Here is a 25,126-nt window from a genome sequence, read left to right on the forward strand (position 1 = left end):
CGTTCTTTAGCTCTTTTTCTCTTATTCTTTGGCTCTTTTACATACACTTATTATTTTGAAAGGTAGAATCAGATGATGAAGAAGCATTGGAATGAAATACAGCCGATCGATCACTACACCGTAGCGACAAATGGAATGCTTCAGGACTATGACCGGAAGATTGTCACGTTTCTTTATCAGCCGTTAATCGGTGCAGCCCCCTACAGCCTGTTCATGAGTCTGTGGGGTGAGGTAGAGGAAAATAGGCTGTGGTCCATGGAATCTGCTCATTATCATTTAATGAACGTTCTATCCGTGAATCTCCAGGAAGTATATGAGGCAAGGCTGAAGCTGGAGGGTATCGGTCTTTTAAAGGTATATGAGAAAAAAAGCGGCGGGGAGCGCAGATTTGTGTATGAATTGCAGAGACCGCTATCACCCCAGGAGTTCTTTCATGATGGAATGCTGAATGTGTATCTTTATCAAAAAATCGGCAGAACCCATTATATGCGTTTAAAGAACTTCTTTACCGATCAGACTGTCGAAAAGGATCAATACAGTGAGATCACCCGTTCATTTCAGGATGTTTTCACTTCAGAACAAAATATAAATTTCCTTCAGCATGATGCAAATGCGGATGCTGAAACTGACTCAAGCAGGCAGTTCATACAATATCAGGAAGGATCCGGGCTGCCGCTGGATGAGGTGGATTTTGATTTTCAATTACTGCTCTCGGGCCTTTCAGAAGCAATGGTACCGAGAAAGGCTTTTACTGTGAAGGTTAAAGAAACGGTCATTAAGCTAAGTTATTTATACGGGATCGATCCAATTCAAATGAAGAACCTTGTATTAAGCTCCATGGATTCGGAAGATGAAATTGACCTCGAAATGTTAAGAAAAGCAGCGAGGGACTGGTATCAGCTTCAAACAGGGGATCAGCTTCCAGATTTGGCTGCACGCGTTTCGTCTGCAAGAGAGGTTAAAAAAACGGACAAGCCGCTTTCTAAGGAAGATGAGCTTCTCGAATATCTTGAAACGACTTCACCCAAGGATGTATTGGCCGATATTTCAAACGGAAGCAATCCTTCCAAGTCCGATCTTCAAGCAGTGGAAGAAGTATTGATGTCACAGAAACTACCGATCGGGGTCATGAATGTACTCATCCAGTATGTGTTGTTGAAAACTGATATGAAGCTCACCAAAGGGTATATGGAGAAAATTGCTTCACACTGGGCGCGCAAGAAAGTGACGACAGCCGGACAAGCAATGGAGCTCGCGAAAAGAGAGCATCAGCAATACCTTGAATGGGCACAGGGGAAAAAAGAAAACAAAACGAAGAGAAGAAAACCGATTCGTACAGAGAAGCTTCCTGAGTGGTTCCAGGAAGGGGGAAGCACGGGTGAAAAAACTGCTTCTTCGGACAATGATGATTACGATTTTGAAGCCGAAAAGAAAAAGCTTGAAGAAGAATTGAAAAAATTCAGGAAGTAGGTGAATGACAAGATGGAAAAAATCAATAATACGCTTAAAAAACTGGCGGCTTCGAGTTCATTTCAGCAGCGCTATGAAAAAATGAAAAAAGAAATCCTTGAAAATCAGGATGTGAGAGATTTCATCAGCAAGCATCGAGATCAAGTCACATCCGACATGGTGAATGAAAGTCTGATGAAACTGTATGAATACATTTCCCAAAGTAAGGAGTGCAGGGATTGTCCCTCTCTTCAGGAATGTAAAAATATGATGCAGGGCTATGATCCTCATCTCGTCATTCGTGGAAACACGATTGATATCGAATACCACCGGTGCCCGCGAAAAGTTGTGCACGATGAAAGAACAAGTTCTCAAAAACTGATAAAGAGTCTATATGTACCGAAAGATATTCTGCAAGCTTCATTTTCCACTCTCGATCTTGATTCGAAGAGCCGGCTGGAAGCCGTGCGGCTGGCGAAGAATTTCGTGGAAAATTATTCACCTGATGTGCGGTTGAAAGGGTATTATTTTTATGGAAAGTTCGGTGTAGGGAAATCCTATATCCTGGGTGCGATCGCAAATGAGCTCGCTCAGAATAAAGTGGCTTCCATGATTGTATATGTTCCCGAGTTCTTCCGTGAAATCAAGCAATCACTTGGAGATAACTCGCTTAACGAAAAACTTGAGGCAGTCAAAGCGGCACCTGTGTTGATGCTGGATGACATCGGAGCGGAAACCATGTCCAGCTGGGGCAGGGACGAAATCCTCGGGACCATCCTGCAGTACAGAATGCTTGAAAACTTGCCTACCTTCTTCACATCAAACTTCAACTTCGACGAGCTCACTCACCACTTGACCTACACACAACGTGGCGAAGAAGAGAAACTGAAAGCTGCTAGAATCATGGAAAGAATAAAATACCTCGCCAAACCCGTCCACATCGACGGCCGGAATAGAAGAGAATAGAATGGTTTAATAAAAGAAAAGGCGCGAGTAACGGGTTCTGTTTTAAGGTGAAAACTATAAAAAACAATGGAAAAAGGGTAGCAAATCGTCATGATTTTGCAGCCCTTTTTTTATTGGATATAACAAGATTTTGGATGCATAGGATACCTTAGCCTCTATAGAGTAACTAAATATATAAATAAGGGGAAATTTTCCCGTTAATCTGCTGAAACTCGCTTGGATAGGGGTAAATAAGGGGAAAATTTTCTTTTAATCTTGCACAGATCCCCAATTTTAATGTTTTTCAAGTAAATAGAAGTAAAACTTCCCTTTATTTTAACGGTTTTCAGTTCCATTTCTTCATTAAGGGAAATTTCTCCCCTTATTTAAACATCCAATGTCTCACGGGCTACCCGCGGAAAGCGAAGTCCTGCACGGAAATCAATAGCGGTGATAAAGAACAAAACTAATGCAATTAATTTCACAAACAAACTTCTAATTCATACAAGCCCCCCATATATATAAAGCAGGGATTCCGGCTTTAAGGAGGGGAGCAAGTTTGATTGAATTCATTTTCAGACAGAAAAATGATGCATTAAAGCTTCAACAATGCCTGACCAAGTATGATCTGCAATCATGGTTTCATGAAACGCTATTTCAACATAAAACCCATTATAACCTTACTATAGATATTTCAACTCCGTATAACGGAAAAGAACGGCTGACGAAAGGAACAACAGATTTCATTCTTTTTGATAAGTGCATCGACTGGGCAGAAGATATTCTGCGGAACCAATTCTATTACGAAGATGTCCATGAGATTGAACAGATACTCGAAATCGTTTCCGACATGAGAATGGGGGAACGGCCCGAACTGGATCAGCTCCTGGAAGAATGGGACGAACCGTCCTTTGTCTTTGAGAGTCTTGATCTGTTAATTGATGGGAATACACCTGTGTCATTTGATTCCTTCAGTACATTCAGACTGAAAAAGCTGCACTTCCGGATAACGGAAATGGTGGAACTTGCGATTGATGAATATAAAATGGAACAAGAATATCAGATGTTCATTCATATGCTCAGGGAATATTTAGCATCAAGAGAGAAGAAGCTGGATACGATTCATCTTTACTCCACAGGTTTCGGATTTCGATTTTTTGATGAAAATATGAAGGAAGTCTCAAGAAAAGAACTCACACAGTTCATTGATAAGCGGCTTTTGTCCAATCATCCGCTGTATGTGGATTCCTATACGATTGCGCCGCTCTTGTCCATTGCGCCTGAAAAAATATATGTCTATGGGAGCGGGGAGCATAATCTGGTAAGAACACTTCAAAATATTTTTGAGGAGCGGATCGACCTTCTTCCTCTCCACTATTTTCCTGAAACAATCCTGTATCCTTCTATTGATATCGCAAATGAATAGGAAGTCTAATTTTGCCTTTTAGCCCTTGCTTTTGCCAGCATAACCGATTATAATACCTACATAATAAGTCTATAAGGTAAAGGTTATGAAGAGGACAACAATATTCCTATTCGATTCACAGAGAGGGAAGTCACGGCTGCAAGCTTCCTAATTCGACAGTAATATTTACCGCCTCGGAACTTCAATCCTGAAAAGGCAGCAGTGCCTCGTTAAGGGTTGACGGCTAAATGTCGTTATTCTTTTTCAATGAAGTCATCCTCCTGCATTTTTTGCAGCGGATGAGAAGTTGGGTGGAACCACGAGTGTATCTATTAACCTCGTCCCTTCAATTATGAAGGGGCGGGGTTTTTTATCTTTCCCGAAAAATTCAAAGGAGTGAACACAAATGTCTGAACAGATTAAAATTACGTTCCCTGACGGAAATGTGAAGGAGTTTCCCAAAGGGACAAGTACTGAGGACATAGCTGCATCAATCAGCCCGGGCCTGAAGAAAAAGGCGATCGCCGGTAAAATAAATGACGAATTGATTGATCTGCGTACTGGAATCGAGGAAGATGGAAAAATTGAAATCATCATGCCGGACAGCTCAGACGCACTGGAAGTTCTGCGACACAGTACGGCTCACTTAATGGCTCAGGCGATCAAACGCCTGTATCCGGAAACAAAGCTTGGAATTGGTCCTGTCATTGAGGGCGGCTTCTACTATGACGTCGATTCTGAACATACTTTTACTCCTGAAGATCTTCCTCTTATTGAAAAAGAAATGAAGAAGCTTACAGGTGAAAATCTTGAAGTGATTAGAAAAGAAGTAAGCCGTGATGATGCGAAGAAAATTTATGAAGAAGTCGGCGACGAATACAAACTTGAACTTCTAGAAGCCATCCCTGAGGGTGAACAGGTTTCGATTTATGAACAGGGAGAGTTCTTTGACCTTTGCCGTGGTGTCCATATCCCATCCACGAATAAAATTAAAGAATTCAAGCTGTTGAGCATTGCCGGTGCCTACTGGCGCGGAAACAGCGACAATAAGATGCTTCAGCGTATCTACGGGACTGCTTTCTTCAAGAAAGCGGATCTGGACGAGCATCTTCGCCTTTTGGAAGAAGCGAAAGAGCGTGATCACCGTAAAATCGGTAAAGAACTGAACTTATTCATGAATTCTCAAAAAGTAGGTCAGGGCCTTCCGATGTGGCTTCCAAAAGGAGCGACCATCCGCCGCATCATCGAACGTTATATCGTTGATAAAGAAGAGCGCCTTGGCTATGATCACGTTTATACTCCTGTCATGGGGAGCGTGGACCTTTATAAAACTAGCGGACACTGGGATCACTATCAGGAAAACATGTTCCCGGTAATGGAAATGGACAACGAAGACCTCGTTCTCCGTCCGATGAACTGTCCGCACCATATGATGATTTACAAAAATGATATCCACAGCTACCGTGAATTGCCGATCCGTATCGCGGAGCTTGGTTTGATGCACCGCTACGAAATGTCCGGAGCACTTTCTGGACTTCAGCGCGTTCGGGGCATGACATTGAATGATGCTCATATCTTCGTCCGCCCTGATCAGATCAAGGAAGAATTCAAGCGTGTTGTCCGCTTGGTTCAAGAAGTATACAAAGACTTTGACTTGAAGGACTATTCCTTCCGCTTATCGTACCGTGATCCGGAAGATACAGAGAAGTACTTCGATGACGATGAAATGTGGAATCGTGCACAAAGAATGATCAAGGAAGCGATGGATGAACTGGATCTTGACTATTTTGAAGCAGAAGGGGAAGCGGCATTTTACGGACCGAAGCTTGATGTACAAGTGAAGACAGCTCTTGGTAAAGAAGAGACGTTATCCACTGTTCAGCTTGACTTCCTTCTTCCTGAGCGTTTCGACTTATCTTACGTCGGAGAAGATGGTAAACAGCATCGTCCGGTCGTTATCCACCGCGGTGTTGTATCGACAATGGAACGCTTCGTTGCCTTCCTGATCGAAGAATACAAAGGGGCATTCCCGACTTGGCTTGCACCTGTACAGGTTCAGCTGATCCCTGTTTCCCCTGATGTTCACTTCGACTATGCAAAAGAAGTGAAAGAGAAGCTTCAGGGTGAAGGCCTTCGCGTTGAAATCGATGACCGCAATGAAAAAATGGGCTACAAGATCCGTGAAGCACAGATGAGCAAAGTGCCATACATGCTTGTACTTGGTGATAATGAGATTTCGGACCGTGCTGTCAATGTCCGCAAATACGGCGAACAGAAATCAGAAACCATTTCACTGGATCAATTCGTAGAAAACATTGTGAAAGAAGCAAAGCGATAATAGATAGTTGAGGGACGGACCTGGTTTCAGGTCCGTTCTTTTTCTAGAGAACAATCATTAAAAAAACTATTGCACTCCACACCTATGTCTGCTATTATAAGAAACGTTGTGACATCAGAACGATTGTTTGACATCGCATATGTCATATGATATATTATCTAAGGTGAATTGAATACAGTTTGGTACAAGAAGAAGCTACCCGCTTCTCACCTGAATGACGCTTTTAAAGCAGTTGCCAGGTATGATAATGACTATTAAAGCTTTTTTATAGATGCTTTATAATCAGATGCGGGTGTTTCGACACCCGCATCTTTTTTTGTGCAAACAAAAACGTGCGGGTGCCTGAGACCAAAGCCGTTGTATTCTCTTAATAAACCTTGGAGGTGGCTAATTATTAGCAAAGACATGATCTTAAACGAAACCATTCGTGCCCGTGAAGTACGTCTTATCGATCAAAATGGCGAGCAGCTTGGAATCAAATCCAAGAATGAAGCCCTTGAAATCGCTGAACGTGTAAATCTTGATCTTGTTCTTGTTGCTCCAAATGCTAAACCACCCGTTGCCCGTATCATGGACTACGGAAAGTTTAAGTTTGAACAGCAAAAGAAAGAAAAAGAAGCGCGTAAAAATCAAAAGATCATCAATCTTAAAGAGGTGCGCTTAAGCCCTACGATTGATGAGCATGATTTCAATACTAAGCTTCGCAACGCCCGCAAGTTCCTTGAAAAAGGAGACAAAGTAAAGGCGTCGATCCGATTTAAAGGCCGTGCGATCACGCACAAAGAAATTGGTCAACGTGTACTCGATCGTTTCTCTGAAGAGTGTAAAGATCTTGCAACTGTTGAATCAAAGCCGAAAATGGATGGTCGCAGCATGTTCTTGGTGCTAGCACCAGTTAACGAAAAATAAAGGACCCGAGGAGGAAAAGCACATGCCAAAAATGAAAACTCACCGCGGCTCAGCTAAGCGTTTCAAGAAAACAGGTTCTGGTAAACTTAAACGTTCTCACGCTTACACAAGCCACTTATTCGCAAACAAATCTACTAAAGCGAAGCGTAAACTTCGTAAAGCAGCTGTTGTCTCTAAAGGAGATTTCAAACGCATTCGTCATATGCTTGACAACCTTAAATAAAAAGCACGTAAGAAATAGGAGGGAATTATTATGCCACGCGTAAAAGGCGGAACAGTAACACGCAGACGTCGTAAAAAAGTTCTTAAGTTAGCAAAAGGTTATTTCGGTTCAAAACACACTTTATATAAAGTAGCAAACCAACAAGTCATGAAATCATACATGTATGCTTATCGTGACCGTCGCCAGAAGAAACGTGACTTCCGTAAATTATGGATCACACGTATCAATGCGGCTGCTCGTATGAACGGTCTTTCTTACAGCCGTTTAATGCACGGTTTGAAGCTTGCTGGTATCGAAGTTAACCGTAAGATGCTTGCTGAGCTTGCGATTGCTGACGAAAAAGCATTCAACCAATTAGCAGAAGCTGCTAAAGCTCAACTTAACAAATAATATCTGCTTGCCTCGTGCAAACAGATTAAAAGGACTGGCCTTCTGGGTCAGTCCTTTCTTTATAAAAAACATATTGTGGTATGTGACTGTTAATTACCGCTATTGATTTCCGTGCAGGACTTCGCTTTCCGCGGGCGGTTGGTGAGCCTCCTCGGCAAGCCTGCGGGAAGAAAAGCGGAAGGGCTTTGTTCAGAGGCGGGTGGCATAAGGCGAATCGTCCACGAAGGCGTTCTTTGCCTTCTTGGGCGAGTTGACTTATGACATGTGCCTCTAAGCCCTGGAGCTGAACAAGTCTCACATAAGCTGCTTTTCCCGCAGGAGTCTTCGTCCTGCACTCCAATCAACCGCTGGTGACATTCGAATACTAAGAAAGAACTAAATTAAGTATTATTTTTAGTTGAACCTTTTCGCCTGAATATCAGCCACTACAACAAATTTTTTGTTTAGATTTATTGAAAGATACTGAGTGTATTGGAGCGGAAGGCACTTGACTCCGACGGGAAATAGAGGAAAAGTTGAGACCCCGCAGGCGGAACGCCGAGGAGGCTCAACTCCTCCCCGCGGAAAGCAAGTGCCTGGAGCGAAAAGGAACGGAAAGTATTGAAACTATAATCAATTTTTAAAGAGAAATATTTAATAACACAACTTGATTGAAAGAAGGTATCCAATGGAGTCCATACTAAATCTCCTATACATATATATCCTGGTAATCAATATCATCGGATTCGGTCTCATGGGAAGGGATAAGAAGAAGGCGCAGAGGCAAGAGTACAGGATCAGTGAACGGACATTATGGACCGTCGCCATCATAGGTGGAAGCATCGGTTCGTATATCGCCATGAAAGTCTACAGACATAAAACGAAGCACAGATTATTTGCGATGGGCTTTCCGTTCCTTGTCATCGTTCACAGCGTCTTGTTTATATGGGTCAATCAAGGGATTTAATGAAGGTGTGAATGTGATTTCCTTCTGTACCTTCCCTAAGGTGGACAAACTCCGGTCCGCCCTAAATATTCTCCTTTTGTCATACAGTGTAGACAGTATGTATAAACTGTAGAGAATAGAGGTAACAGAAGGAGGTCTGCATTAGCTATGGACGACCGATTAGTAGCAGCATTCGCCATCATGGAAGCTAGTGGGTATATCGCTCCTGTTCTGTTTATATTGTTTCATGTATTGAGGCAGTTTCTTTTCATTCCTGTCGCCCTGGTGTGTATGGCTGGAGGTATTCTTTTCGGCAGTATTCTCGGTACGTTGTACTCGCTGATTGGATTAACGCTTTTATCCATCATTTTTTACTTTGCCATTAAAAGTTTCACGTCATTTTATGAACGCCTGTTGAGATTAAAAGAAAAGTGGTTCGGGAGAAGCGCAGATTTGACAACGGGGCAGATTGCAGTATTACGGCTGATTCCCTTTATACACTACCAATTACTCAATCTCTGTTTGATGCAGAAAAATCCACAGTTCAAGCCTTTCGTTCGCGCCACTGTCATTTCCAATATCCCTCTCGCTTTTTTCTACACAGTGTTCGGCCAATATATCAAGCAATTCTCCCCTCCCATCCTTGTCATGATTCTCCTGGCTTTGGTTGTACTTTTTTATCTGTTAAGAGAGAAAGTAAGAGTCATTGGGTGGAATGAGTTTTTTCCTGAAAGAAGCCGCATGTAATCAATATATCACTGAGTATCTAACAAGCATGCAAAAAGGGAACCTCCCGGGGTTCCCTTTTATCGTGTGCGTCTTTATTAATAACAGCGGTCATACCTACTCAACTCATTGATTGGATTTTCTCATGAACTCATGAATCGGGCTCTTCCAGTCGATTTTTGCGTTTGGGTAGCGTTCTTTAATTTCGTTTTGGACGTAATGAAAATCTTCATACCCTAGACCTTTCAATGATGAAATATCATTGGCCCATACAAAGATCGACACCACTTCAAAGGACCTCTCCGTTGTCCCCAGATATTTTTCACCTTCAAATAAAACGCCTTTATACGTTACATAAAAATTCTTTCTGACGTTTTCCTGATCATCGAGGAAATAGAAACGCTTCTGTTCCTGGGCAAGCTCAAGCTTCCGTTTTGGATCGATGATATACTTTATACTGCGGTAAAAAAGGTAGAGGATAAGGACAAGAATGAATAAGCGAATGAGCCATAGCATGTAAATTACCTCCATAGGCATAGATCTTCTAATATTATTTACGGCATAAAAATAAAAAGGTTTCATTTTTATTTAAAAAATATGAAAAAGTTTGTCATACTAAACTAAGAAGGCAGAAACGAAAGGAAGAGGAAATCATCATGAATATTGAAAAGCTATTACATATGCAAAAACAACTGGATCAACATATTGAAAGTGAGCATGGACTCGAAAATGAGGATTTAGTCGATAAAAAGATATTGGCTTTATTGGTGGAAACAGGAGAGCTTGCAAATGAAACGAGAAGCTTCAAGTTCTGGAGTAAGAAGTCACCATCTGAAAAGGATGTCATTTTGGAAGAATACGTTGATGGCATTCACTTCATCTTGTCCCTGGGTCTCGAAATGGGTCTGAAGGAGATTGACCTGGAAGAAAATCATACTCCAAGCGGAGACTTGAATGAGCAGTTTCTTAAGGTGTACAAAGCGATTATCGATTTGAGGGAAGAGCGCTCGGTCCGGCACTTTTTTACGTTGTTTAATCAGTATTTATCCCTCGGGGAAATTTTGGGCTTTTCCAGCGGAGAGGTATTTGATGCTTACGTGGAAAAGAACAACGTGAATTACGAGCGTCAAAAAGAAGGATATTAAGATTGATTTTGAAGTATTGGCAAGATTTTAGTATAATGGGAATAGTTTAAACATTTAGGGGGTCGAAAGAATGACAAAGTTAGACGAAACATTAACCATGCTTAAAGATCTGACAGATGCAAAAGGAGTCCCGGGTAATGAAAAAGAAGCAAGGGACGTAATGAAACGATACATAGAACCATTTGCAGATGAAATTACTACTGATAATTTAGGCAGTCTTATCGCGAAAAAAGTGGGGGATGAAAACGGCCCTAAAATCATGGTGGCAGGCCACCTTGATGAAGTCGGCTTCATGATCACACAAATTGACAACAAAGGCTTCCTGCGTTTCCAGACCGTCGGCGGCTGGTGGTCACAGGTCATGCTGGCACAGCGTGTGACAATCGTGACAAGTAAAGGGGATGTAACCGGAGTGATCGGTTCCAAGCCTCCTCATATCCTGCCTGCAGAAGCACGCAAAAAGCCTGTTGATATTAAAGATATGTTCATCGATATCGGCGCATCAAGCAGAGAAGAAGCCCAGGAGTGGGGCGTGAAGCCGGGGGATATGGTCGTTCCATATTTCGAATTCACAGTGATGAACAACGAAAAGATGCTCCTTGCCAAAGCCTGGGATAACCGGATCGGTTGTGCGATTGCGATAGACGTCCTGAAAAACCTTAAAGATGAACAGCATCCAAACGTCGTATATGGCGTGGGTACAGTTCAGGAAGAGGTTGGCCTGCGCGGGGCAAGAACGTCTGCAGCCAAGATCCAGCCTGATATCGCATTTGGTGTCGACGTCGGCATCGCCGGGGATACACCTGGTATCTCGGAGAAAGAAGCACAGAGCAAAATGGGTGAAGGCCCGCAAATCATCCTTTATGATGCCAGCATGGTCTCACATAAAGGACTTCGTGATTTTGTGACGGATACGGCGGACGAGCACAATATCCCTTATCAATTCGATGCGATTGCAGGCGGCGGAACGGATTCAGGTGCCATCCACTTAACAGCGAACGGTGTACCTGCCTTGTCAATCACCATCGCCACTCGCTACATTCATTCACACGCTGCAATGCTTCATCGTGATGATTACGAAAATGCAGTTAAATTGATTACAGAAGTAATTAAAAAGTTGGATAAAGACACAGTTGCTAAAATCACTTTTGATTGATCATTAAAAAAAGACCCTGGCTGCAGGGTCTTTTTTATACAATTAAAATTCTATCCCGGTCGATTCGGTCATATCGGCATCGATCGTTTTATTGATGATATGAATGGCGCTGTCATTATCCTCCTTTCGTTCGGAGGCGATACAGTCACTCGGGATGGTCACCCCGTATTCTCTCATATAGGCATCGTTTGCCGTAAATAGGACGCATATATCACCCGCGATTCCAGTCAGGATAAGATGGTCGACATCCAGCTGATGAAGGAGGATTTCAAGCTGGGTGCCAAAGAAACAGGAATGCTTCGGTTTTACAATGAAGAAATCATCTTCATCAGGATGGATTTTTTCAATGATGGACTTACCCTTCCCGTCTTTACACTTGTTGATGATATCATTCATATTATCCTGCCAAAGACCGTAGTTGTCATTGACATAAATGACAGGTATATCTGCTTTTTTCGCTTTCTTCTTTAACTCCCTGATGGGATCCACGATGTCTTCTGTATTTGAAAGTAATTTTTCTCCCCCGTTAAAATCGAATGTATTGATCATGTCGATGATTAATAATGCCTTCTTATTACTCATTGCCCCCTTCACCTTTCTTCATAAACGATTTATTCTTTTCTTTACCACTTAATCACGCGAGGTAAAACAATAATAAAGAAAAACGGGCGACCCTGCTGGGTCACCCGCTTCATTATTGCTGTTGTTGCTGTAATGACTCTTCTAACGTTTCAAGCAGCATTTGCTGTTCTTGAGGATCGGCATTTTGCCAGAAGACTTCAAGCAGCACGCCTAAACCCGGAAGTGTTTTTTCTTCTCCGCCTTGAATGGCATCGACGATTGTATCTTTAATTTCTTCCTGGCTGTTTCCAGAAACGTTGTGTATAATCGCTTTTCTCAAGTTAAGGTTCATTACGCATTTCTCCTTTTGCTTTAGGATGAGGAATTCATTGTTATCTTGTCTCAAATTGAATTTATTATGTATGTAAGTTAGGGTATAATGAAAACTTGAAATGTAAAATGAAGGAGCGGGTACGATTGAAGTATATTCAATCCTCTAAGAACCCTGTCGTGAAGCAGTGGAAAAAGTTATTGACCAAAAAGGGAAGAGATCAGTCCCTTACATATATTGTAGAAGGCTTTCATCTGGTTGAAGAAGCATTAAAGCAAGACGATACGGTGATGGAGCTGATTTTTGTCGAAGGCGTCGAAGTTCCACATAAATGGAATCTTGATGGCGTCGAGCTGATACAGGTTTCACAGGAAGCGGGAAAAGAACTGGCTGATACAGAAACGACTCAGGGAGTGTTTGCGGTATGCAGGCAGAAAAATAGGGCATCCATTGAAGAAAGCAAGACCTTTTTACTGCTCGATGGGCTTCAGGATCCGGGAAATATCGGTACCATTATCCGTACGGCAGAAGCTTCCGGTATCGATGCAATCATCCTTGGGAAAGGAACCGTTGATCTATATAATCCGAAGGTACTCAGATCAGCACAGGGAAGTCATTTTTACTTGCCGATCATCAAAGGTGACCTGACAGAAGTCATTTCTTTACTTAAAGAAAAAGGGATACCTGTATATGGGACGGCACTCGAGAATGGCGAAGAGTATACGACCGTCAAGCCGAGGGATTCCTACGCACTGATCGTCGGGAATGAAGGAAACGGGATGAGTCCTGAAATCCTTTCACAAACCGATCAGAATCTGTATATTCCTATATATGGGAAGAGCGAATCATTGAATGTCGCGATTGCGGCAGGCATCTTGTTATATTATTTTAAAAATGGGCAATAATTTTTCTTAAAAGGTTTGAATTATCGGGAATAATTCACTATAATTATGCACATATACTTTTAAAAACGAAGACAGAGGAAAGTAGCGCATGATGATTCTTCAAGGGAGAGAATGCCATTAGGACTGCAAGCATTCTTAAGAAAACATGACGTGAACATTTCACCTCTCGAGTTGGCATCGGGACCATTTCATCATGAAATGTAAAGATGCACCGGCAAAGCCGTTATCCGAATCAAGTGAGTGTATCGCTATTAGATACGCTTATAAGGGTGGTACCGCGATCACAACCTCGTCCCTTTCCAGGGATGGGGTTTTTTTGTTTTTTAGAAGGATCTGTTATTTCCGTTTGGCTAGGGGTCAATTTGCTCGTTGCATTGGCTGAGTATAGCTGGGCTCTATGTTCCTCCCTGATGCTCGATGCTAATGCACAGAGTGGAATGGAGCGGAAGGCACTTGACTCCGACGGGAAATAGAGGAAAAGTTGAGACCCTGCAGGTGGAAAGCCGAGTAGGCTCGACTTCCTCCCCGGGGAATCTTATGCCTGCAACGGAAAAGAACGGTGCTTGTATTAACACTTTACTACCGACCATAAAGGAGGAAGAAACATGGAGGATAAATTACGATCCCTTCAAACCGAAGCAATTGAAAAGATTAACGAAGCACAGGATTTAAAAGAACTGAACAACATTCGTGTTGCCTACTTAGGAAAGAAAGGTCCTGTAACCGAAGTATTAAAAGGAATGGGTAAACTTTCCGCAGAAGAACGCCCTAAAATGGGTGCACTTGCGAATGAAGTACGCGGTGCCATCACCGAAAAAATTGAAGCGAAGCAGGAGAAGCTTGAAAAAGAAGCAGTGGAGAAGAAACTTCAATCAGAAACGATCGATGTGACACTGCCGGGCAGACCTGTCAGAAAAGGGAATCATCATCCGCTTACGATGATCATCGAAGAAATTGAAGACCTATTCATCGGGATGGGGTATACGGTTGCAGAAGGCCCTGAAGTTGAAAAGGATTACTACAACTTCGAAGCACTGAACCTTCCGAAAGGACACCCTGCCCGGGATATGCAGGATTCCTTCTATATTACAGAAGAGACATTGCTCAGGACCCATACCTCACCGGTTCAGGCTAGAACGATGGAGCATGCAAAAGGCAAAGGGCCTATTAAAATCATCTGCCCGGGTAAAGTATACCGCCGTGATACGGATGATGCGACGCATTCGCATCAGTTTATGCAAATCGAAGGCCTTGTCGTGGATAAAGACATCCGCATGAGTGATCTGAAAGGGACGCTGAATGTGTTCGCAAAGAAAATGTTCGGCGAAGACCGTGAAATCCGTCTGCGCCCTAGCTTCTTCCCATTCACGGAGCCTTCCGTCGAAATGGATATTTCCTGTAAGATCTGCGGGGGAGAGGGCTGCCGCGTATGTAAAGGAACCGGCTGGATTGAAATTCTTGGAGCGGGGATGGTTCACCCGAACGTTCTCGAAATGGCAGGATTCGATCCGAAAGAATACACAGGTTTTGCATTCGGAATGGGGCCTGAACGTATCGCGATGCTGAAATACGGTATTGATGATATCCGTCATTTCTATACGAACGATACCCGATTTGTAACACAATTCAACGTGACCGAGTAAGGCAACACTATTATCGAGCGGAGGTAAAAACATGTTTGTTTCATATAAATGGTTAGAAAATTATGTAGACCTGTCAGGAGTCACTCCTGAAGACCTGGCAGAAAAAATTACAAGAAGCGGAATCGAGGTTGAAGGCATCGAAAGAATCGGTGCAGAAATCAAGAATGTCGTAGTCGGGCACGTACTGGAGTGTGAACAGCATCCGGATGCGGATAAACTGAATATATGCAAAGTTGACGTTGGCGAAGAAGAGCCGGTTCAAATCATCTGCGGTGCTCCGAATGTCGGTAAAGGTCAAAAAGTGGCTGTCGCTAAAGTGGGCGCCGTGCTTCCGGGCAATTTTAAAATCAAAAAAGCGAAACTTCGCGGAGAGGCATCCCATGGGATGATCTGTTCACTTCAAGAGCTGGGCGTCGAAGGAAAGCTTGTACCAAAAGAACATGCAGAAGGGATCTACGTCTTCCCTGAAGGTGCAGAGGTCGGCAGCAATGCCGTTGAACTGCTGAACCTGGATGACGCAATCCTTGAATTGGGCTTAACGCCGAACCGTTCTGACTGCTTGAGCATGCTTGGAGTCGCTTATGAAGTGGCTGCCATCCTGGACCGTGAAGTGAAGCTTCCTGAAGTCAAGGAGACAGACGGAAACGAAAAAGCATCCGATTACATCACCGTGAACGTGGAAGCAAAAGAAGATAATCCGCTGTATGGTGCGAAAATCATTAAAAATGTAAAAATAGGTCCTTCACCTATTTGGATGCAGAATGCACTGATTGCTGCAGGGATCCGCCCTCATAATAATGTGGTAGACATCACGAATTATATTTTACTGGAGTATGGCCAGCCGCTTCATGCATTTGATTATGACCGTCTCGGATCTAAGGAAATCCTTGTCCGCCGTGCCAAAGACGGTGAAAAATTTGTCACGCTTGATGATACGGAAAGAACTTTATCTTCAAATCATTTGGTGATCACGAACGGAGAAGAGCCGGTTGCCCTTGCCGGGGTAATGGGGGGAGCCGATTCCGAAGTCCAAAATGATACAACGACTGTGCTTCTGGAAGCCGCATACTTCACAGGTGCCATTGTAAGAGGTGCGTCCAAGGATCACGGCCTGAGAAGTGAAGCGAGCACCCGTTATGAAAAAGGTGTAGACCCGGACCGTGTGCTGAAAGCAGGCGAGCGTGCAGCTGCACTGATGGCAGAATACGCAGGCGGGGAAGTCCTTGAAGGAACGGTTCTATTCGATGAATTGAACGTCGAGCCTGCTGTCGTGGAAATCACTCTTGAGAAGATCAATGCTTCATTGGGCACCGCGATTTCGGTTGAAGAAGTGAAAGATATCTTCCTCCGTCTTCAATTCGATGTAAGTGTCGATGGAACGTCTTTCACAGTCACTGCCCCGACAAGAAGGGGAGACATCACCATTCCGGAAGATCTGCTTGAGGAAGTCGCCCGCCTATACGGCTATGACAATCTTCCGCTTACACTTCCGAAGGGTGAAAGCACACCGGGTGGATTGAATAGTCATCAATTGAAACGCCGTACAGTCCGCCGTTACCTTGAAGGTGCAGGTCTTCTGCAGGCGATCACGTATTCATTGACGAATGATGAAAAAGCCGCTAAATATGCACTTGATGTGAAAGACCCGGTTCGTCTATTGATGCCGATGAGTGAAGAGCGCAGCAATCTTCGTTTAAGCATCATCCCTCAGCTTCTGGAGGTGGTCTCATATAATAAAGCACGCCAGAATGATTCTCTTGCTTTCTATGAAGTGGGATCTGTCTTCTTGAAGGAATCCGGTGAAGAGCTTCCATTGGAAGAGGAGCATATCGCAGGGGCGCTGTCTGGCTTATGGTATATGCATCCTTGGCAAGGGGAAAAGAAAGCGGTCGATTTCTATGTGGCTAAAGGCATTCTCGAAGGTCTGTTCGAGGAACTGGGTGTCACCGAAGCTGTATCGTTCCGCCAGGCAGCAGCTGACGGCCTGCATCCTGGAAGAACAGCTGAAATCCTCCTGGACGGAGAAGTAATCGGGATTATCGGTGCGATTCATCCAGAAGTGGAAAAAGAGCTTGACCTGAATGAGACGTATGTATTCGAACTGAAAGCGAAGCCGGTCTTCCATTATGAAAAGCCGGCATTAAGCTACTCGCCGATTCCGCGTCACCCGTCCATCACAAGGGATATCGCACTTGTTGTAGACACGGAAGTAAAAGCAGGTGAACTGAAGGCCGTGATCAAAGAAGCTGGAGGCAAACTTCTTAAAGAGGTATCTGTATTTGACCTTTATGAAGGCGAACATATGGAACCTGGCAAGAAATCACTTGCATTCTCGCTGAAATACTTCGACCCTGCGAAGACCCTGACTGATGAAGAAGTCGTTAAAGTACATGACGGCGTCCTTGCAGCAGTGAAGGATAAAGCCGGGGCTGAATTACGCGGATAATGACAGAAGAAATTTGATAGGGTGTCAGACCTGGGATATGGTCTGGCATCTTTTTTTGTTTTTCTGGAAATACTCCGATGTTTTTGGTGGTTTTTATAGGAATGTACAGGGGGATGGGCAAATTATATGGTAATCTGGGTGCAGCCAGGGGCTGGAAGGGTCAGATGAGGGCCTGGTTTACCATTTATGATCCTATATGGAAATTTATGATCCTAATTCGAAAAATACAATCCTGATCAGGAATTTATGATCCTAATTTCAAAAATACGATCCTGATCAGAAATTTATGATCCTTTTGTCGAAAAATCGTTAAAAGTGGCTTCCCTCCGCCTAAATATCTGCCCAGCATATCTTCACCTGTACTCACATGGACAATCGTAAATAAAAACCCCCGCCGTGATTTAAAATGCGGGGGTTCTTTCCTATTTTCCGGCAAGCTTGATTGCCTTTTCGCTGTTAGCAAAATGCCACTTCGTCATTGACTTCAGTTCTCCAATCCCTTTTCGCTTGATGATTTTAGCAGCGGCTACATCAACCTGCTTGCCCGCCCCTTTCGGAATCTCGACACCTGCCCGGGCACTAAGTTTATCCATTTCCTTCAGGAAAGCATACCTTGCAATGATGGATGCCGCAGCGACCGCAATGTGAATGCTTTCCCCTTTTGTGCTGAAGTAGACACGGTCACGCTGGATCTTCTTTTGGGCATTGATATGATTGAAATATGTGTTTTTCTCGACAAACTGATCGATCAGAATGCCTTCAGGCTCTTCCGGCGCCATTTTATCGAGTAAATGAAGGATGGCCTGGTTATGGAGAATGGCCTTCATCTTTCCTTGTGTCATCCCTCCGCTCTGGAGGGAATTGTATTTTTCATTATGTAGAACGAGTAAGCTGTATGGTATGGTCTCGATCAAATCTTTCGCAATCGAGATGATCTGTGAATCGTTCAGATTCTTGGAATCCTTCACGCCGAGCTCTTTCATTAGAGGGATTTGCTCTTTCTTTACAAAGGCACTTACTACTGTGATGGGACCGAAGAAGTCACCTGTTCCGACTTCATCCGATCCTATTACGGACCAATCTGCAAAGTTTTCAGGCAGGGTGGTTGTTCCTTTGGAAGGTGACTTCACCTTTGGTGCCTGGGCACTGCCCCATTTCTTTGCTTCCACTTCCCCGTTCGCTCCCTGGAACAGGACTTTTCCAGATTTGTAAGCCGTCACTGTGCAGCCGGCCGGTTTTGCAGAAAAAACGGCACCGGGTGGAAGCTTGCTGACAAGTGTATCCTTATAGTAATCTTTCATCTTTGCTGTTAATCCACTGTTTGCTTGAATGACTGTATTCGCCAAATGAACCTCTCCTCAAGACAAAATTCTATGATATAACAAAAAATTAGACTATAACTGACAATTTCTTTTCAAAACAAAAAGATTTCATGGTATGATATTGTTTAGGATTCTTATGAACAGGGGGTACTCGTATTGTCAGATGAACAAAAAAATCGCACCAATGTAGACATATATGGTCAACAATATACTATTGTCGGTACTGAGTCGACAAGTCAAATTCGATTTGTTTGTTCGAGAGTCGATGACAAAATGAGAGAAATCAAATCTATGAATCCATCTCTTGATACTGGTAAGCTCGCTGTGTTGACAGCCGTTAATGCAGTCAATGATTATATCAAACTGAAAGAGCAGTTTGAGGAGCTGGAAAGAGAAATTAAACGCTTAAAGGGTTGAAAATGACATGCTTGATTTAGTTTTACTGATTATCCTGTTAGCGGGATTCTTCACCGGTCTAAAACGCGGTTTTATCCTGCAGGCTGTCCATATGACAGGTTTTATCGTTTCTTTTATTGTAGCATACATATATTATGATCAGCTTGCACCGAAACTCACACTCTGGATTCCATATCCGGTGCTTGATGAACAATCAAAATTAAATATGATCTTTGAAATGACCAATATGGATCAGGCGTATTACCGCGTGATTGCATTTGCCATGATTTTCTTTGCGGTTAAGATCATCGTTCATATTTTTGGATCAATGCTCGACTTCGTCGCACATCTTCCCGTCCTGAAACAATTGAATGTTATTGGCGGTGGAGTCCTGGGGTTGATTGAAACGTATCTTATCATTTTTATACTATTATTTATTGCCGTACTGCTGCCAATCGATACGGTACAGTCTTTCATTAACGATTCATTTATTGCACAGGCGATGGTCAAGCATACTCCTGTATTCTCTGAAATGGTTAAAGACTGGTGGATTGAAAACGCAGGATGATTATAGAAGCTGACTTGAGAAGGTTATATGATTGATGTTAAGGAGAGACCTTAACCTATCGTCCTTATTAAGTCAGCTATTTTACTGTATGAGTCCTGATTTTTGGCTTATTCCGCCAGTATGGAAAGAACCTGAAGCATAAATGCATTTATGCTTCAGGTTCTTTCCATACTGGCGACTTTTCAGCAAAGCTGAAAATCGAGTGAAACGATCGTTTCACTCGATAAGCCAAAATCAAACGGATTCCAGGTGCATCGCTTTCTTTTTTTGGTTATTTTGCTACTATATAATAAGAGAAGTATGACGGGATTACCTATTTATATAGAGAGAAGCAGGTGAATGGGATGAATAAGAAGGATATTATCAAATTATTGGAAACGATTGCGATTTATATGGAACTTAAGGGTGAAAACTCTTTTAAAATATCAGCATATAGAAAAGCGGCCCTTGCGCTGGAAAATGACGACCGCAGTTTAACTGACATCAGTGACTTTACCAAACTGAACGGAATCGGCAAAGGAACAGCGGGGGTCATCGAAGAGTACATTAACGAAGGTTCGTCTTCTGTGCTGGAGGAACTGAAGTCAGAAGTACCGGAGGGTTTGATTCCCCTTCTTCAGCTTCCCGGACTCGGAGGCAAGAAGATCGCCAAGCTTTATAGTGAGCTTGGCGTGGAAGGGATCGAGGATTTAGAAGAAGCCTGCCGATCGGAGAAAGTTCAGGGACTCCCCGGTTTCGGCAAGAAGACAGAGGAGAAGATACTGGCTGCTATCGCTCAGGCCGGTAAACGTCCGGATCGTCTGCCTATTGCGTTCATGACGGGCATAGCTGGAGAAATCGAAGCACATTTATCCACTATAAAAGAAATCTGCACCTATTCAAGAGCGGGAAGTTTACGAAGGATGCGGGAAACCATTAAAGATCTGGATTTCATCATTTCAACAGATGAACCGAAGAAGGTAAAGGACGAATTATTAAAGCTGCCCAATATTGTTGAAACGATTGCAGCCGGAGAGACAAAAGTTTCGCTGACCCTTCAATACAGATGGGATGTAAGCATCGATTTCCGCATCGTAAAACCGGAAGAATTCGCGACTACGCTCCACCATTTCACCGGATCTAAAGAGCATAATGTCCGTATGAGGCAGCTGGCAAAAGAACGCGGTGAGAAAATAAGTGAATACGGAGTAGAAAATAGTGAAACCGGAGAGGTCAAAACATTCGAGACAGAAGAAGAATTTTATGCTCACTTCAACCTTCCGTTGATTCCACCTGAATTAAGGGAAGACGGGAAGGAAGTCGATGAGTATCATAAGGGCTATGACTTGATAGATCCTGAGCATATCAAAGGTGATCTGCACTTGCATACCACATGGTCGGATGGAGCCTATTCCATAGAAGAAATGGTACAGGCATGCATGGCCAAAGGCTATCAGTACATGGCCATCACCGATCACTCAAAATATTTACGTGTGGCAAACGGCCTGACGGATGAACGCCTGTTGAAACAAATAGAGGAAATCAAGGAAATCAATAAGAAATATGACGAGATTGAAGTACTTTCCGGCATCGAAATGGATATCCTTCCGGACGGATCCCTTGATTACAGCGATGAAATCCTTGAAAAAGTCGATGTGGTCATCGCATCCATCCATTCAAGTTTTTCACAATCACAGGAAAAAATCATGGAACGCCTAACAAATGCGCTCCGTAGTGCGCATGTCGATATCATCGCCCATCCGACAGGCAGAATCATCGGTCGGAGAGAAGGGTACGATGTAGACATGGATCTGCTTATCAAACTGGCAAAAGAAACGGATACGGCGCTGGAGCTTAATGCGAATCCAAACAGGCTCGATCTCTCTGCCGAAAATATCCGGAAAGCGCAGGATAGCGGCGTGAAACTATTTATCAATACCGATGCACACAGTCATGAGCATCTTGAGTTCATGAATATAGGTGTGGCTGCGGCAAAAAAAGGCTGGATCAAGAAAGAAACCGTCATCAATACATGGGACAAAGATAAACTACTGAACTTTTTAACACGGAATGATTGATTTTTAAAAAAGGTGGAAGAAGCTTGTGAATTCTAAAGTACTGAAAACACTGGAATTTGATAAAATAAAGGAATTGTTAAAAGAGTTTGCTGCATCCGCACTCGGTCATGCAAGGGTAACAGCCCTGGCTCCATCGATTGACTTTGAAGAAATCACGGGCATGCATGAGGAAACGGATGAAGCGATGACCATACTCCGCTTAAAGGGCCATGCACCTTTAGGGGGGATCTTTGATATCCGTCCCCACGTGAAGCGGGCCGGAATCGGAGGCATGCTGTCTCCGGGGGAATTGGTGCAGGTAGGCAGCACAATCCGCGCGAGCAGGAAGCTAAAGACGTTTGTTGAAGAATTAGTGGATGAAGAAGTTTCCATCCCCCTTCTGCAGGCTAAGTTGGATACGGTAATCCCCCTGCCTCATTTAGAACAGGAAATTCGCAATGTCGTGGATGATAACGGTGAAATCCTTGACTCGGCGAGCGACACATTGCGCACGATCCGTACACAGCTGCGTGCGAATGAAGGAAGGATCAGGGAGAAGCTCGAACGCATGATCCGTTCTTCCAATGCGGCCAAGATGTTATCAGATGCCATCATCACCATCCGAAATGACCGTTATGTCATACCTGTAAAGCAGGAATACAGAGGACACTATGGAGGGATCATCCATGATCAGTCGTCTTCCGGACAGACGCTCTTCATCGAACCGGAGGCGATTGTGCAACTAAACAATCAACTTCGAGAGCTGCGGTTGAAAGAACAAAATGAGATTGAAAAAATCCTTCTTGCCCTTTCTCAAAAAGTACAGGAATCAGGGGAAGAATTACTACTAATCGTAAGAGTCTTATCGGATATAGATTTTATGTTTACAAAAGCAAAATTCGGCCAATCCATCAAGGGGACGAAACCGGTCATCAATAACGAAAGGCGTATCAGATTAAATAAAGCCCGACATCCGTTATTGCCGATAGAGGAAGCAGTGGCCAATGATATCGAATTAGGAACTGAATTCTCATCCATCGTCATTACAGGTCCGAATACGGGAGGGAAAACAGTCACCCTTAAAACGCTGGGGCTCACGAACATTATGGCGCAGGCAGGACTCCCGATTCCGGCGCTGGATGGCTCAGAGGTGGGTATCTTCCGTTCCATTTATGCAGATATCGGAGATGAACAATCGATTGAACAAAGTCTTAGTACATTCTCCTCCCACATGGTCAACATCGTGGAGATCTTAAATAAAGTGGATCATGAGAGCCTTGTCTTATTTGATGAGCTCGGAGCAGGTACCGATCCCCAGGAAGGTGCCGCACTTGCCATCTCCATCCTTGATGAAGTCCACGGCAAAGGGGCAAGAGTGGTGGCGACGACTCACTATCCTGAACTAAAGGCATACGGCTACAACCGGGAAGGTGTCGTCAATGCAAGCGTTGAGTTTGACGTCGAGACATTGAGCCCGACTTATAAACTTTTATTGGGTGTCCCTGGAAGAAGTAACGCGTTTGAGATCTCCAAACGGTTAGGTTTGCCAGAAACGGTCATCCATCGGGCTAAATCACATATCGGTACAGACAGCAAAGAAGTTGAAAATATGATTGCCTCTTTGGAAGAGAGCAGACGCCAGGGTGAAAAAGAACTGGAAGAAGCTCATGAGCTGTTAAAGCAAGCAGAGAAGATGCATAAAGACATGCAGAAGCAAATGATGGAGTACTACGAAAAGAAAGACCACATGTTTGAGAAAGCTCAGCAAAAAGCCGAATCAGTGGTTGAAAAAGCGAAAGAAGAAGCGGAGCAGGTCATTAAAGACTTACGAAGGATGCAGAAGAAAAAATCGGCTCAAATCAAAGAGCATGAACTGATTGAGGCAAGGAAACAACTCGAGGAAGCAGCACCGTCCCTTCCTCAGTCATCCCGACAAAAAAGGAAGGCAGCTCAGAGCGCAAAACGTGAACTGCATCCGGGTGACGAAGTGAAGGTACTCAGCTTTGACCAGAAAGGCCACCTTGTTGAACGGGTATCCGACAAAGAGTGGCAGGTTCAAATGGGCATCATGAAAATGAAAGTAAAAGAATCCGACCTCGAATTCATCCAAACCCAGCAAAAGGTTGAAACCAAGCCGCTGGCTGTGGTTAAAGGAAAGGATTTTCACGTGAGTGTCGAGCTTGATTTAAGAGGGGAACGATTCGATAATGCGATATCCAAGGTCGAAAAGTATATCGATGATGCCCTTCTCGCCGGCTATCCTCAAGTGTCAATCATCCATGGTAAGGGAACCGGGGCTCTGAGGCAGGGCGTACAGGAATACTTAAGAAATCATCGGGCTGTCAAAGGAATACGTTTCGGGGACGCCGGAGAAGGCGGTACAGGTGTCACGGTAGTGATGTTCAAATAAGGAAGAAAAGGGAGCGGAGCAATGGAGAATTTTTGGGAGAATGAATACATTCAAACGGCCGGGAATTATAGTGTTGTCATACTATGTCTCATCCTTTTCTTAACGGTATTCGAACTGGTCACTAAATATAAAAATTGGGAAGAAATCAAAAAAGGCAACCTGGCCGTGGCAATGGCTACGGGAGGGAAAATATTCGGGATTGCGAATATTTTCCGGCATTCCATTCAGCAGCATGAAACCATCCTCGCAACGATCGGATGGGGAGTCTTTGGTTTTTTCCTGCTGCTGATCGGCTATTTCATTTACGAGTTTTTAACCCCGAAGTTCAAAATAGATGAAGAAATTGCAAATGATAATAGGGCGGTCGGATTCATTTCACTCGTCATTTCAGTCGGATTATCATTTGTCATAGGAGCAGGGATTTCTTAAGGAGAGAAATTATGGAAACATTAGCGAAAGTATTACTCGTTTTATGTGCAGGATTCATTCTGGTCGGTGTTATTTATATGGTGTTTTTTGCTTAGCAGGAGGGCTGTCTCGTTGGATGAGGCAGTCTTTTAAGTGCAGGCTTTTATTACCGCTAATGATTTCCGTGCAAGACTTCGCTTTCCAAGGGTGACCCGTGAGCCTCCTCGTCGCTACGCTCCTGCGGGGTCTCACTTGTCCAGCTGCAGGGCTTAGAGGCACATGTCATAAGCCAAACCGACCAAGAAGGCAAAGAGCGCCTTCCAGGCCGATTTGACTTATGCCACCCACCTCTGAGCAAAGCCCTTCCGCTTTTCTAATTGGCCACTTCTCCCGCAGGAGTCTACGCCTTGCACTCCAATCAACCGCTGGAACAAGCAAAAAACTAAACTCACATAAGAACAAAACAAATAAAAACCCCGAACTAATTTG

At 43.7% G+C, this 25,126-nt stretch carries 23 protein-coding genes and 1 other annotated feature; of the genes, 19 read left to right on the forward strand and 4 right to left on the reverse strand.

The genetic code is table 11. The features are described from left to right. Nucleotides 1-72 precede the first annotated feature (72 nt). From HWX64_RS17350 to HWX64_RS17390, 9 genes are all read left to right on the forward strand, one after another. Nucleotides 73-1,470, forward strand: coding sequence for a replication initiation and membrane attachment family protein (locus HWX64_RS17350; RefSeq protein WP_368495598.1), 1,398 nt, complete (start codon nucleotides 73-75; stop codon nucleotides 1,468-1,470). 12 nt (nucleotides 1,471-1,482) lie between these two features. Then, nucleotides 1,483-2,415, forward strand: coding sequence for a primosomal protein DnaI (dnaI, locus tag HWX64_RS17355; protein ID WP_175990808.1), 933 nt, complete (start codon nucleotides 1,483-1,485; stop codon nucleotides 2,413-2,415). A 538-nt stretch (nucleotides 2,416-2,953) separates the two neighbouring features. Further along, nucleotides 2,954-3,820, forward strand: coding sequence for a putative sporulation protein YtxC (locus HWX64_RS17360; RefSeq protein WP_175990809.1), 867 nt, complete (start codon nucleotides 2,954-2,956; stop codon nucleotides 3,818-3,820). 385 nt (nucleotides 3,821-4,205) lie between these two features. After that, the gene (gene thrS, locus HWX64_RS17365; RefSeq protein ID WP_175990810.1) at nucleotides 4,206-6,137 is read left to right on the forward strand and encodes a threonine--tRNA ligase; all 1,932 of its coding nucleotides are present in this window, start codon (nucleotides 4,206-4,208) and stop codon (nucleotides 6,135-6,137) included. 180 nt (nucleotides 6,138-6,317) lie between these two features. Continuing rightward, nucleotides 6,318-6,459: a sequence feature (ribosomal protein L20 leader region), on the forward strand. A 68-nt stretch (nucleotides 6,460-6,527) separates the two neighbouring features. Next, nucleotides 6,528-7,046, forward strand: coding sequence for a translation initiation factor IF-3 (gene infC / locus HWX64_RS17370; protein WP_071619322.1), 519 nt, complete (start codon nucleotides 6,528-6,530; stop codon nucleotides 7,044-7,046). Between the two features lie 22 nt (nucleotides 7,047-7,068). Next, nucleotides 7,069-7,269, forward strand: coding sequence for a 50S ribosomal protein L35 (gene rpmI, locus HWX64_RS17375; protein WP_032087387.1), 201 nt, complete (start codon nucleotides 7,069-7,071; stop codon nucleotides 7,267-7,269). A 30-nt stretch (nucleotides 7,270-7,299) separates the two neighbouring features. Further along, complete coding sequence (gene rplT, locus HWX64_RS17380; protein ID WP_032087388.1) at nucleotides 7,300-7,659, forward strand: 50S ribosomal protein L20; 360 nt, start codon at nucleotides 7,300-7,302, stop codon at nucleotides 7,657-7,659. 676 nt (nucleotides 7,660-8,335) lie between these two features. Further along, nucleotides 8,336-8,605, forward strand: coding sequence for a DUF1294 domain-containing protein (locus HWX64_RS17385; RefSeq protein WP_175991567.1), 270 nt, complete (start codon nucleotides 8,336-8,338; stop codon nucleotides 8,603-8,605). Nucleotides 8,606-8,752: 147 nt separating this feature from the next. Beyond that, a complete protein-coding gene (locus tag HWX64_RS17390; RefSeq protein ID WP_175990811.1) occupies nucleotides 8,753-9,331 on the forward strand; it encodes a TVP38/TMEM64 family protein in 579 nt (192 codons plus the stop codon). Nucleotides 9,332-9,436: 105 nt separating this feature from the next. Here the strand turns inward: HWX64_RS17390 and HWX64_RS17395 are convergent, their stop codons facing one another. Beyond that, nucleotides 9,437-9,826 (reverse strand): sigma-w pathway protein ysdB, encoded by a 390-nt coding sequence (locus HWX64_RS17395; protein WP_175990812.1) that lies wholly within the window; start codon nucleotides 9,824-9,826, stop codon nucleotides 9,437-9,439. 140 nt (nucleotides 9,827-9,966) lie between these two features. On the opposite strand from HWX64_RS17395, the gene HWX64_RS17400 reads away from it, so the two are divergent. Further along, on the forward strand, nucleotides 9,967-10,455 hold the full coding sequence (locus HWX64_RS17400) for a dUTP diphosphatase (RefSeq protein ID WP_175990813.1): 489 nt from the start codon (nucleotides 9,967-9,969) through the stop codon (nucleotides 10,453-10,455). Nucleotides 10,456-10,525: 70 nt separating this feature from the next. Continuing rightward, entirely contained in the window at nucleotides 10,526-11,611 is a 1,086-nt protein-coding gene (locus tag HWX64_RS17405; RefSeq protein ID WP_175990814.1) for a M42 family metallopeptidase, read from the forward strand. Between the two features lie 42 nt (nucleotides 11,612-11,653). Here the strand turns inward: HWX64_RS17405 and HWX64_RS17410 are convergent, their stop codons facing one another. Together HWX64_RS17410 and sspI are read right to left on the reverse strand one after the other, a co-directional pair. Continuing rightward, a complete protein-coding gene (locus tag HWX64_RS17410; RefSeq protein WP_175990815.1) occupies nucleotides 11,654-12,193 on the reverse strand; it encodes an isochorismatase family cysteine hydrolase in 540 nt (179 codons plus the stop codon). A gap of 112 nt (nucleotides 12,194-12,305) precedes the next feature. Beyond that, nucleotides 12,306-12,524 (reverse strand): small acid-soluble spore protein SspI, encoded by a 219-nt coding sequence (gene sspI, locus HWX64_RS17415; RefSeq protein WP_175990816.1) that lies wholly within the window; start codon nucleotides 12,522-12,524, stop codon nucleotides 12,306-12,308. Between the two features lie 125 nt (nucleotides 12,525-12,649). Between sspI and HWX64_RS17420 the strand changes: the two genes are divergently transcribed. The 3 genes from HWX64_RS17420 (at nucleotide 12,650) to pheT (ending at nucleotide 17,497) form a co-directional block, all read left to right on the forward strand. After that, nucleotides 12,650-13,408, forward strand: coding sequence for an RNA methyltransferase (locus HWX64_RS17420; RefSeq protein ID WP_175990817.1), 759 nt, complete (start codon nucleotides 12,650-12,652; stop codon nucleotides 13,406-13,408). A gap of 605 nt (nucleotides 13,409-14,013) precedes the next feature. Then, nucleotides 14,014-15,051 (forward strand): phenylalanine--tRNA ligase subunit alpha, encoded by a 1,038-nt coding sequence (gene pheS, locus HWX64_RS17425; RefSeq protein ID WP_175990818.1) that lies wholly within the window; start codon nucleotides 14,014-14,016, stop codon nucleotides 15,049-15,051. Between the two features lie 31 nt (nucleotides 15,052-15,082). Next, a complete protein-coding gene (pheT, locus tag HWX64_RS17430) occupies nucleotides 15,083-17,497 on the forward strand; it encodes a phenylalanine--tRNA ligase subunit beta (RefSeq protein WP_175990819.1) in 2,415 nt (804 codons plus the stop codon). A gap of 422 nt (nucleotides 17,498-17,919) precedes the next feature. On the opposite strand, the gene rnhC is transcribed toward pheT, so the two are convergent. Continuing rightward, nucleotides 17,920-18,843 carry a ribonuclease HIII gene (rnhC, locus tag HWX64_RS17435; RefSeq protein WP_175990820.1) on the reverse strand — a complete coding sequence of 308 codons (924 nt, stop codon included), beginning with the start codon at nucleotides 18,841-18,843 and terminating at the stop codon, nucleotides 17,920-17,922. A 132-nt stretch (nucleotides 18,844-18,975) separates the two neighbouring features. On the opposite strand from rnhC, the gene zapA reads away from it, so the two are divergent. From zapA to HWX64_RS17460, 5 genes are all read left to right on the forward strand, one after another. Beyond that, entirely contained in the window at nucleotides 18,976-19,236 is a 261-nt protein-coding gene (gene zapA / locus HWX64_RS17440) for a cell division protein ZapA (protein ID WP_175990821.1), read from the forward strand. A 7-nt stretch (nucleotides 19,237-19,243) separates the two neighbouring features. Further along, the gene (locus tag HWX64_RS17445) at nucleotides 19,244-19,783 is read left to right on the forward strand and encodes a CvpA family protein (RefSeq protein WP_175990822.1); all 540 of its coding nucleotides are present in this window, start codon (nucleotides 19,244-19,246) and stop codon (nucleotides 19,781-19,783) included. Nucleotides 19,784-20,127: 344 nt separating this feature from the next. Next, the gene (gene polX / locus HWX64_RS17450) at nucleotides 20,128-21,840 is read left to right on the forward strand and encodes a DNA polymerase/3'-5' exonuclease PolX (RefSeq protein ID WP_175990823.1); all 1,713 of its coding nucleotides are present in this window, start codon (nucleotides 20,128-20,130) and stop codon (nucleotides 21,838-21,840) included. A gap of 25 nt (nucleotides 21,841-21,865) precedes the next feature. After that, nucleotides 21,866-24,229 carry an endonuclease MutS2 gene (locus HWX64_RS17455; protein ID WP_175990824.1) on the forward strand — a complete coding sequence of 788 codons (2,364 nt, stop codon included), beginning with the start codon at nucleotides 21,866-21,868 and terminating at the stop codon, nucleotides 24,227-24,229. Nucleotides 24,230-24,250: 21 nt separating this feature from the next. Then, nucleotides 24,251-24,658 (forward strand): DUF350 domain-containing protein, encoded by a 408-nt coding sequence (locus HWX64_RS17460; protein ID WP_175990825.1) that lies wholly within the window; start codon nucleotides 24,251-24,253, stop codon nucleotides 24,656-24,658. Nucleotides 24,659-25,126 lie beyond the last annotated feature (468 nt).

Origin of the sequence: Bacillus sp. Marseille-Q1617 (assembly GCF_903645295.1) — a bacterium.
Taxonomy (GTDB): Bacteria; Bacillota; Bacilli; order Bacillales; family Bacillaceae_B; genus Rossellomorea.

What these genes read in the sequence shown, in the direction of transcription:
- HWX64_RS17350 (WP_368495598.1), top strand. Translation starts at nt 73, where the DNA reads ATGATGAAGAAGCATTGGAATGAAATACAGCCGATCGATCACTACACC.
- dnaI (WP_175990808.1), top strand. Translation starts at nt 1,483, where the DNA reads ATGGAAAAAATCAATAATACGCTTAAAAAACTGGCGGCTTCGAGTTCA.
- thrS (WP_175990810.1), top strand. Translation starts at nt 4,206, where the DNA reads ATGTCTGAACAGATTAAAATTACGTTCCCTGACGGAAATGTGAAGGAG.
- rpmI (WP_032087387.1), top strand. Translation starts at nt 7,069, where the DNA reads ATGCCAAAAATGAAAACTCACCGCGGCTCAGCTAAGCGTTTCAAGAAA.
- rplT (WP_032087388.1), top strand. Translation starts at nt 7,300, where the DNA reads ATGCCACGCGTAAAAGGCGGAACAGTAACACGCAGACGTCGTAAAAAA.
- HWX64_RS17390 (WP_175990811.1), top strand. Translation starts at nt 8,753, where the DNA reads ATGGACGACCGATTAGTAGCAGCATTCGCCATCATGGAAGCTAGTGGG.
- HWX64_RS17395 (WP_175990812.1), bottom strand. Translation starts at nt 9,826, where the DNA reads ATGCTATGGCTCATTCGCTTATTCATTCTTGTCCTTATCCTCTACCTT.
- HWX64_RS17400 (WP_175990813.1), top strand. Translation starts at nt 9,967, where the DNA reads ATGAATATTGAAAAGCTATTACATATGCAAAAACAACTGGATCAACAT.
- HWX64_RS17405 (WP_175990814.1), top strand. Translation starts at nt 10,526, where the DNA reads ATGACAAAGTTAGACGAAACATTAACCATGCTTAAAGATCTGACAGAT.
- HWX64_RS17410 (WP_175990815.1), bottom strand. Translation starts at nt 12,193, where the DNA reads ATGAGTAATAAGAAGGCATTATTAATCATCGACATGATCAATACATTC.
- sspI (WP_175990816.1), bottom strand. Translation starts at nt 12,524, where the DNA reads ATGAACCTTAACTTGAGAAAAGCGATTATACACAACGTTTCTGGAAAC.
- pheS (WP_175990818.1), top strand. Translation starts at nt 14,014, where the DNA reads ATGGAGGATAAATTACGATCCCTTCAAACCGAAGCAATTGAAAAGATT.
- pheT (WP_175990819.1), top strand. Translation starts at nt 15,083, where the DNA reads ATGTTTGTTTCATATAAATGGTTAGAAAATTATGTAGACCTGTCAGGA.
- HWX64_RS17445 (WP_175990822.1), top strand. Translation starts at nt 19,244, where the DNA reads ATGCTTGATTTAGTTTTACTGATTATCCTGTTAGCGGGATTCTTCACC.
- polX (WP_175990823.1), top strand. Translation starts at nt 20,128, where the DNA reads ATGAATAAGAAGGATATTATCAAATTATTGGAAACGATTGCGATTTAT.
- HWX64_RS17460 (WP_175990825.1), top strand. Translation starts at nt 24,251, where the DNA reads ATGGAGAATTTTTGGGAGAATGAATACATTCAAACGGCCGGGAATTAT.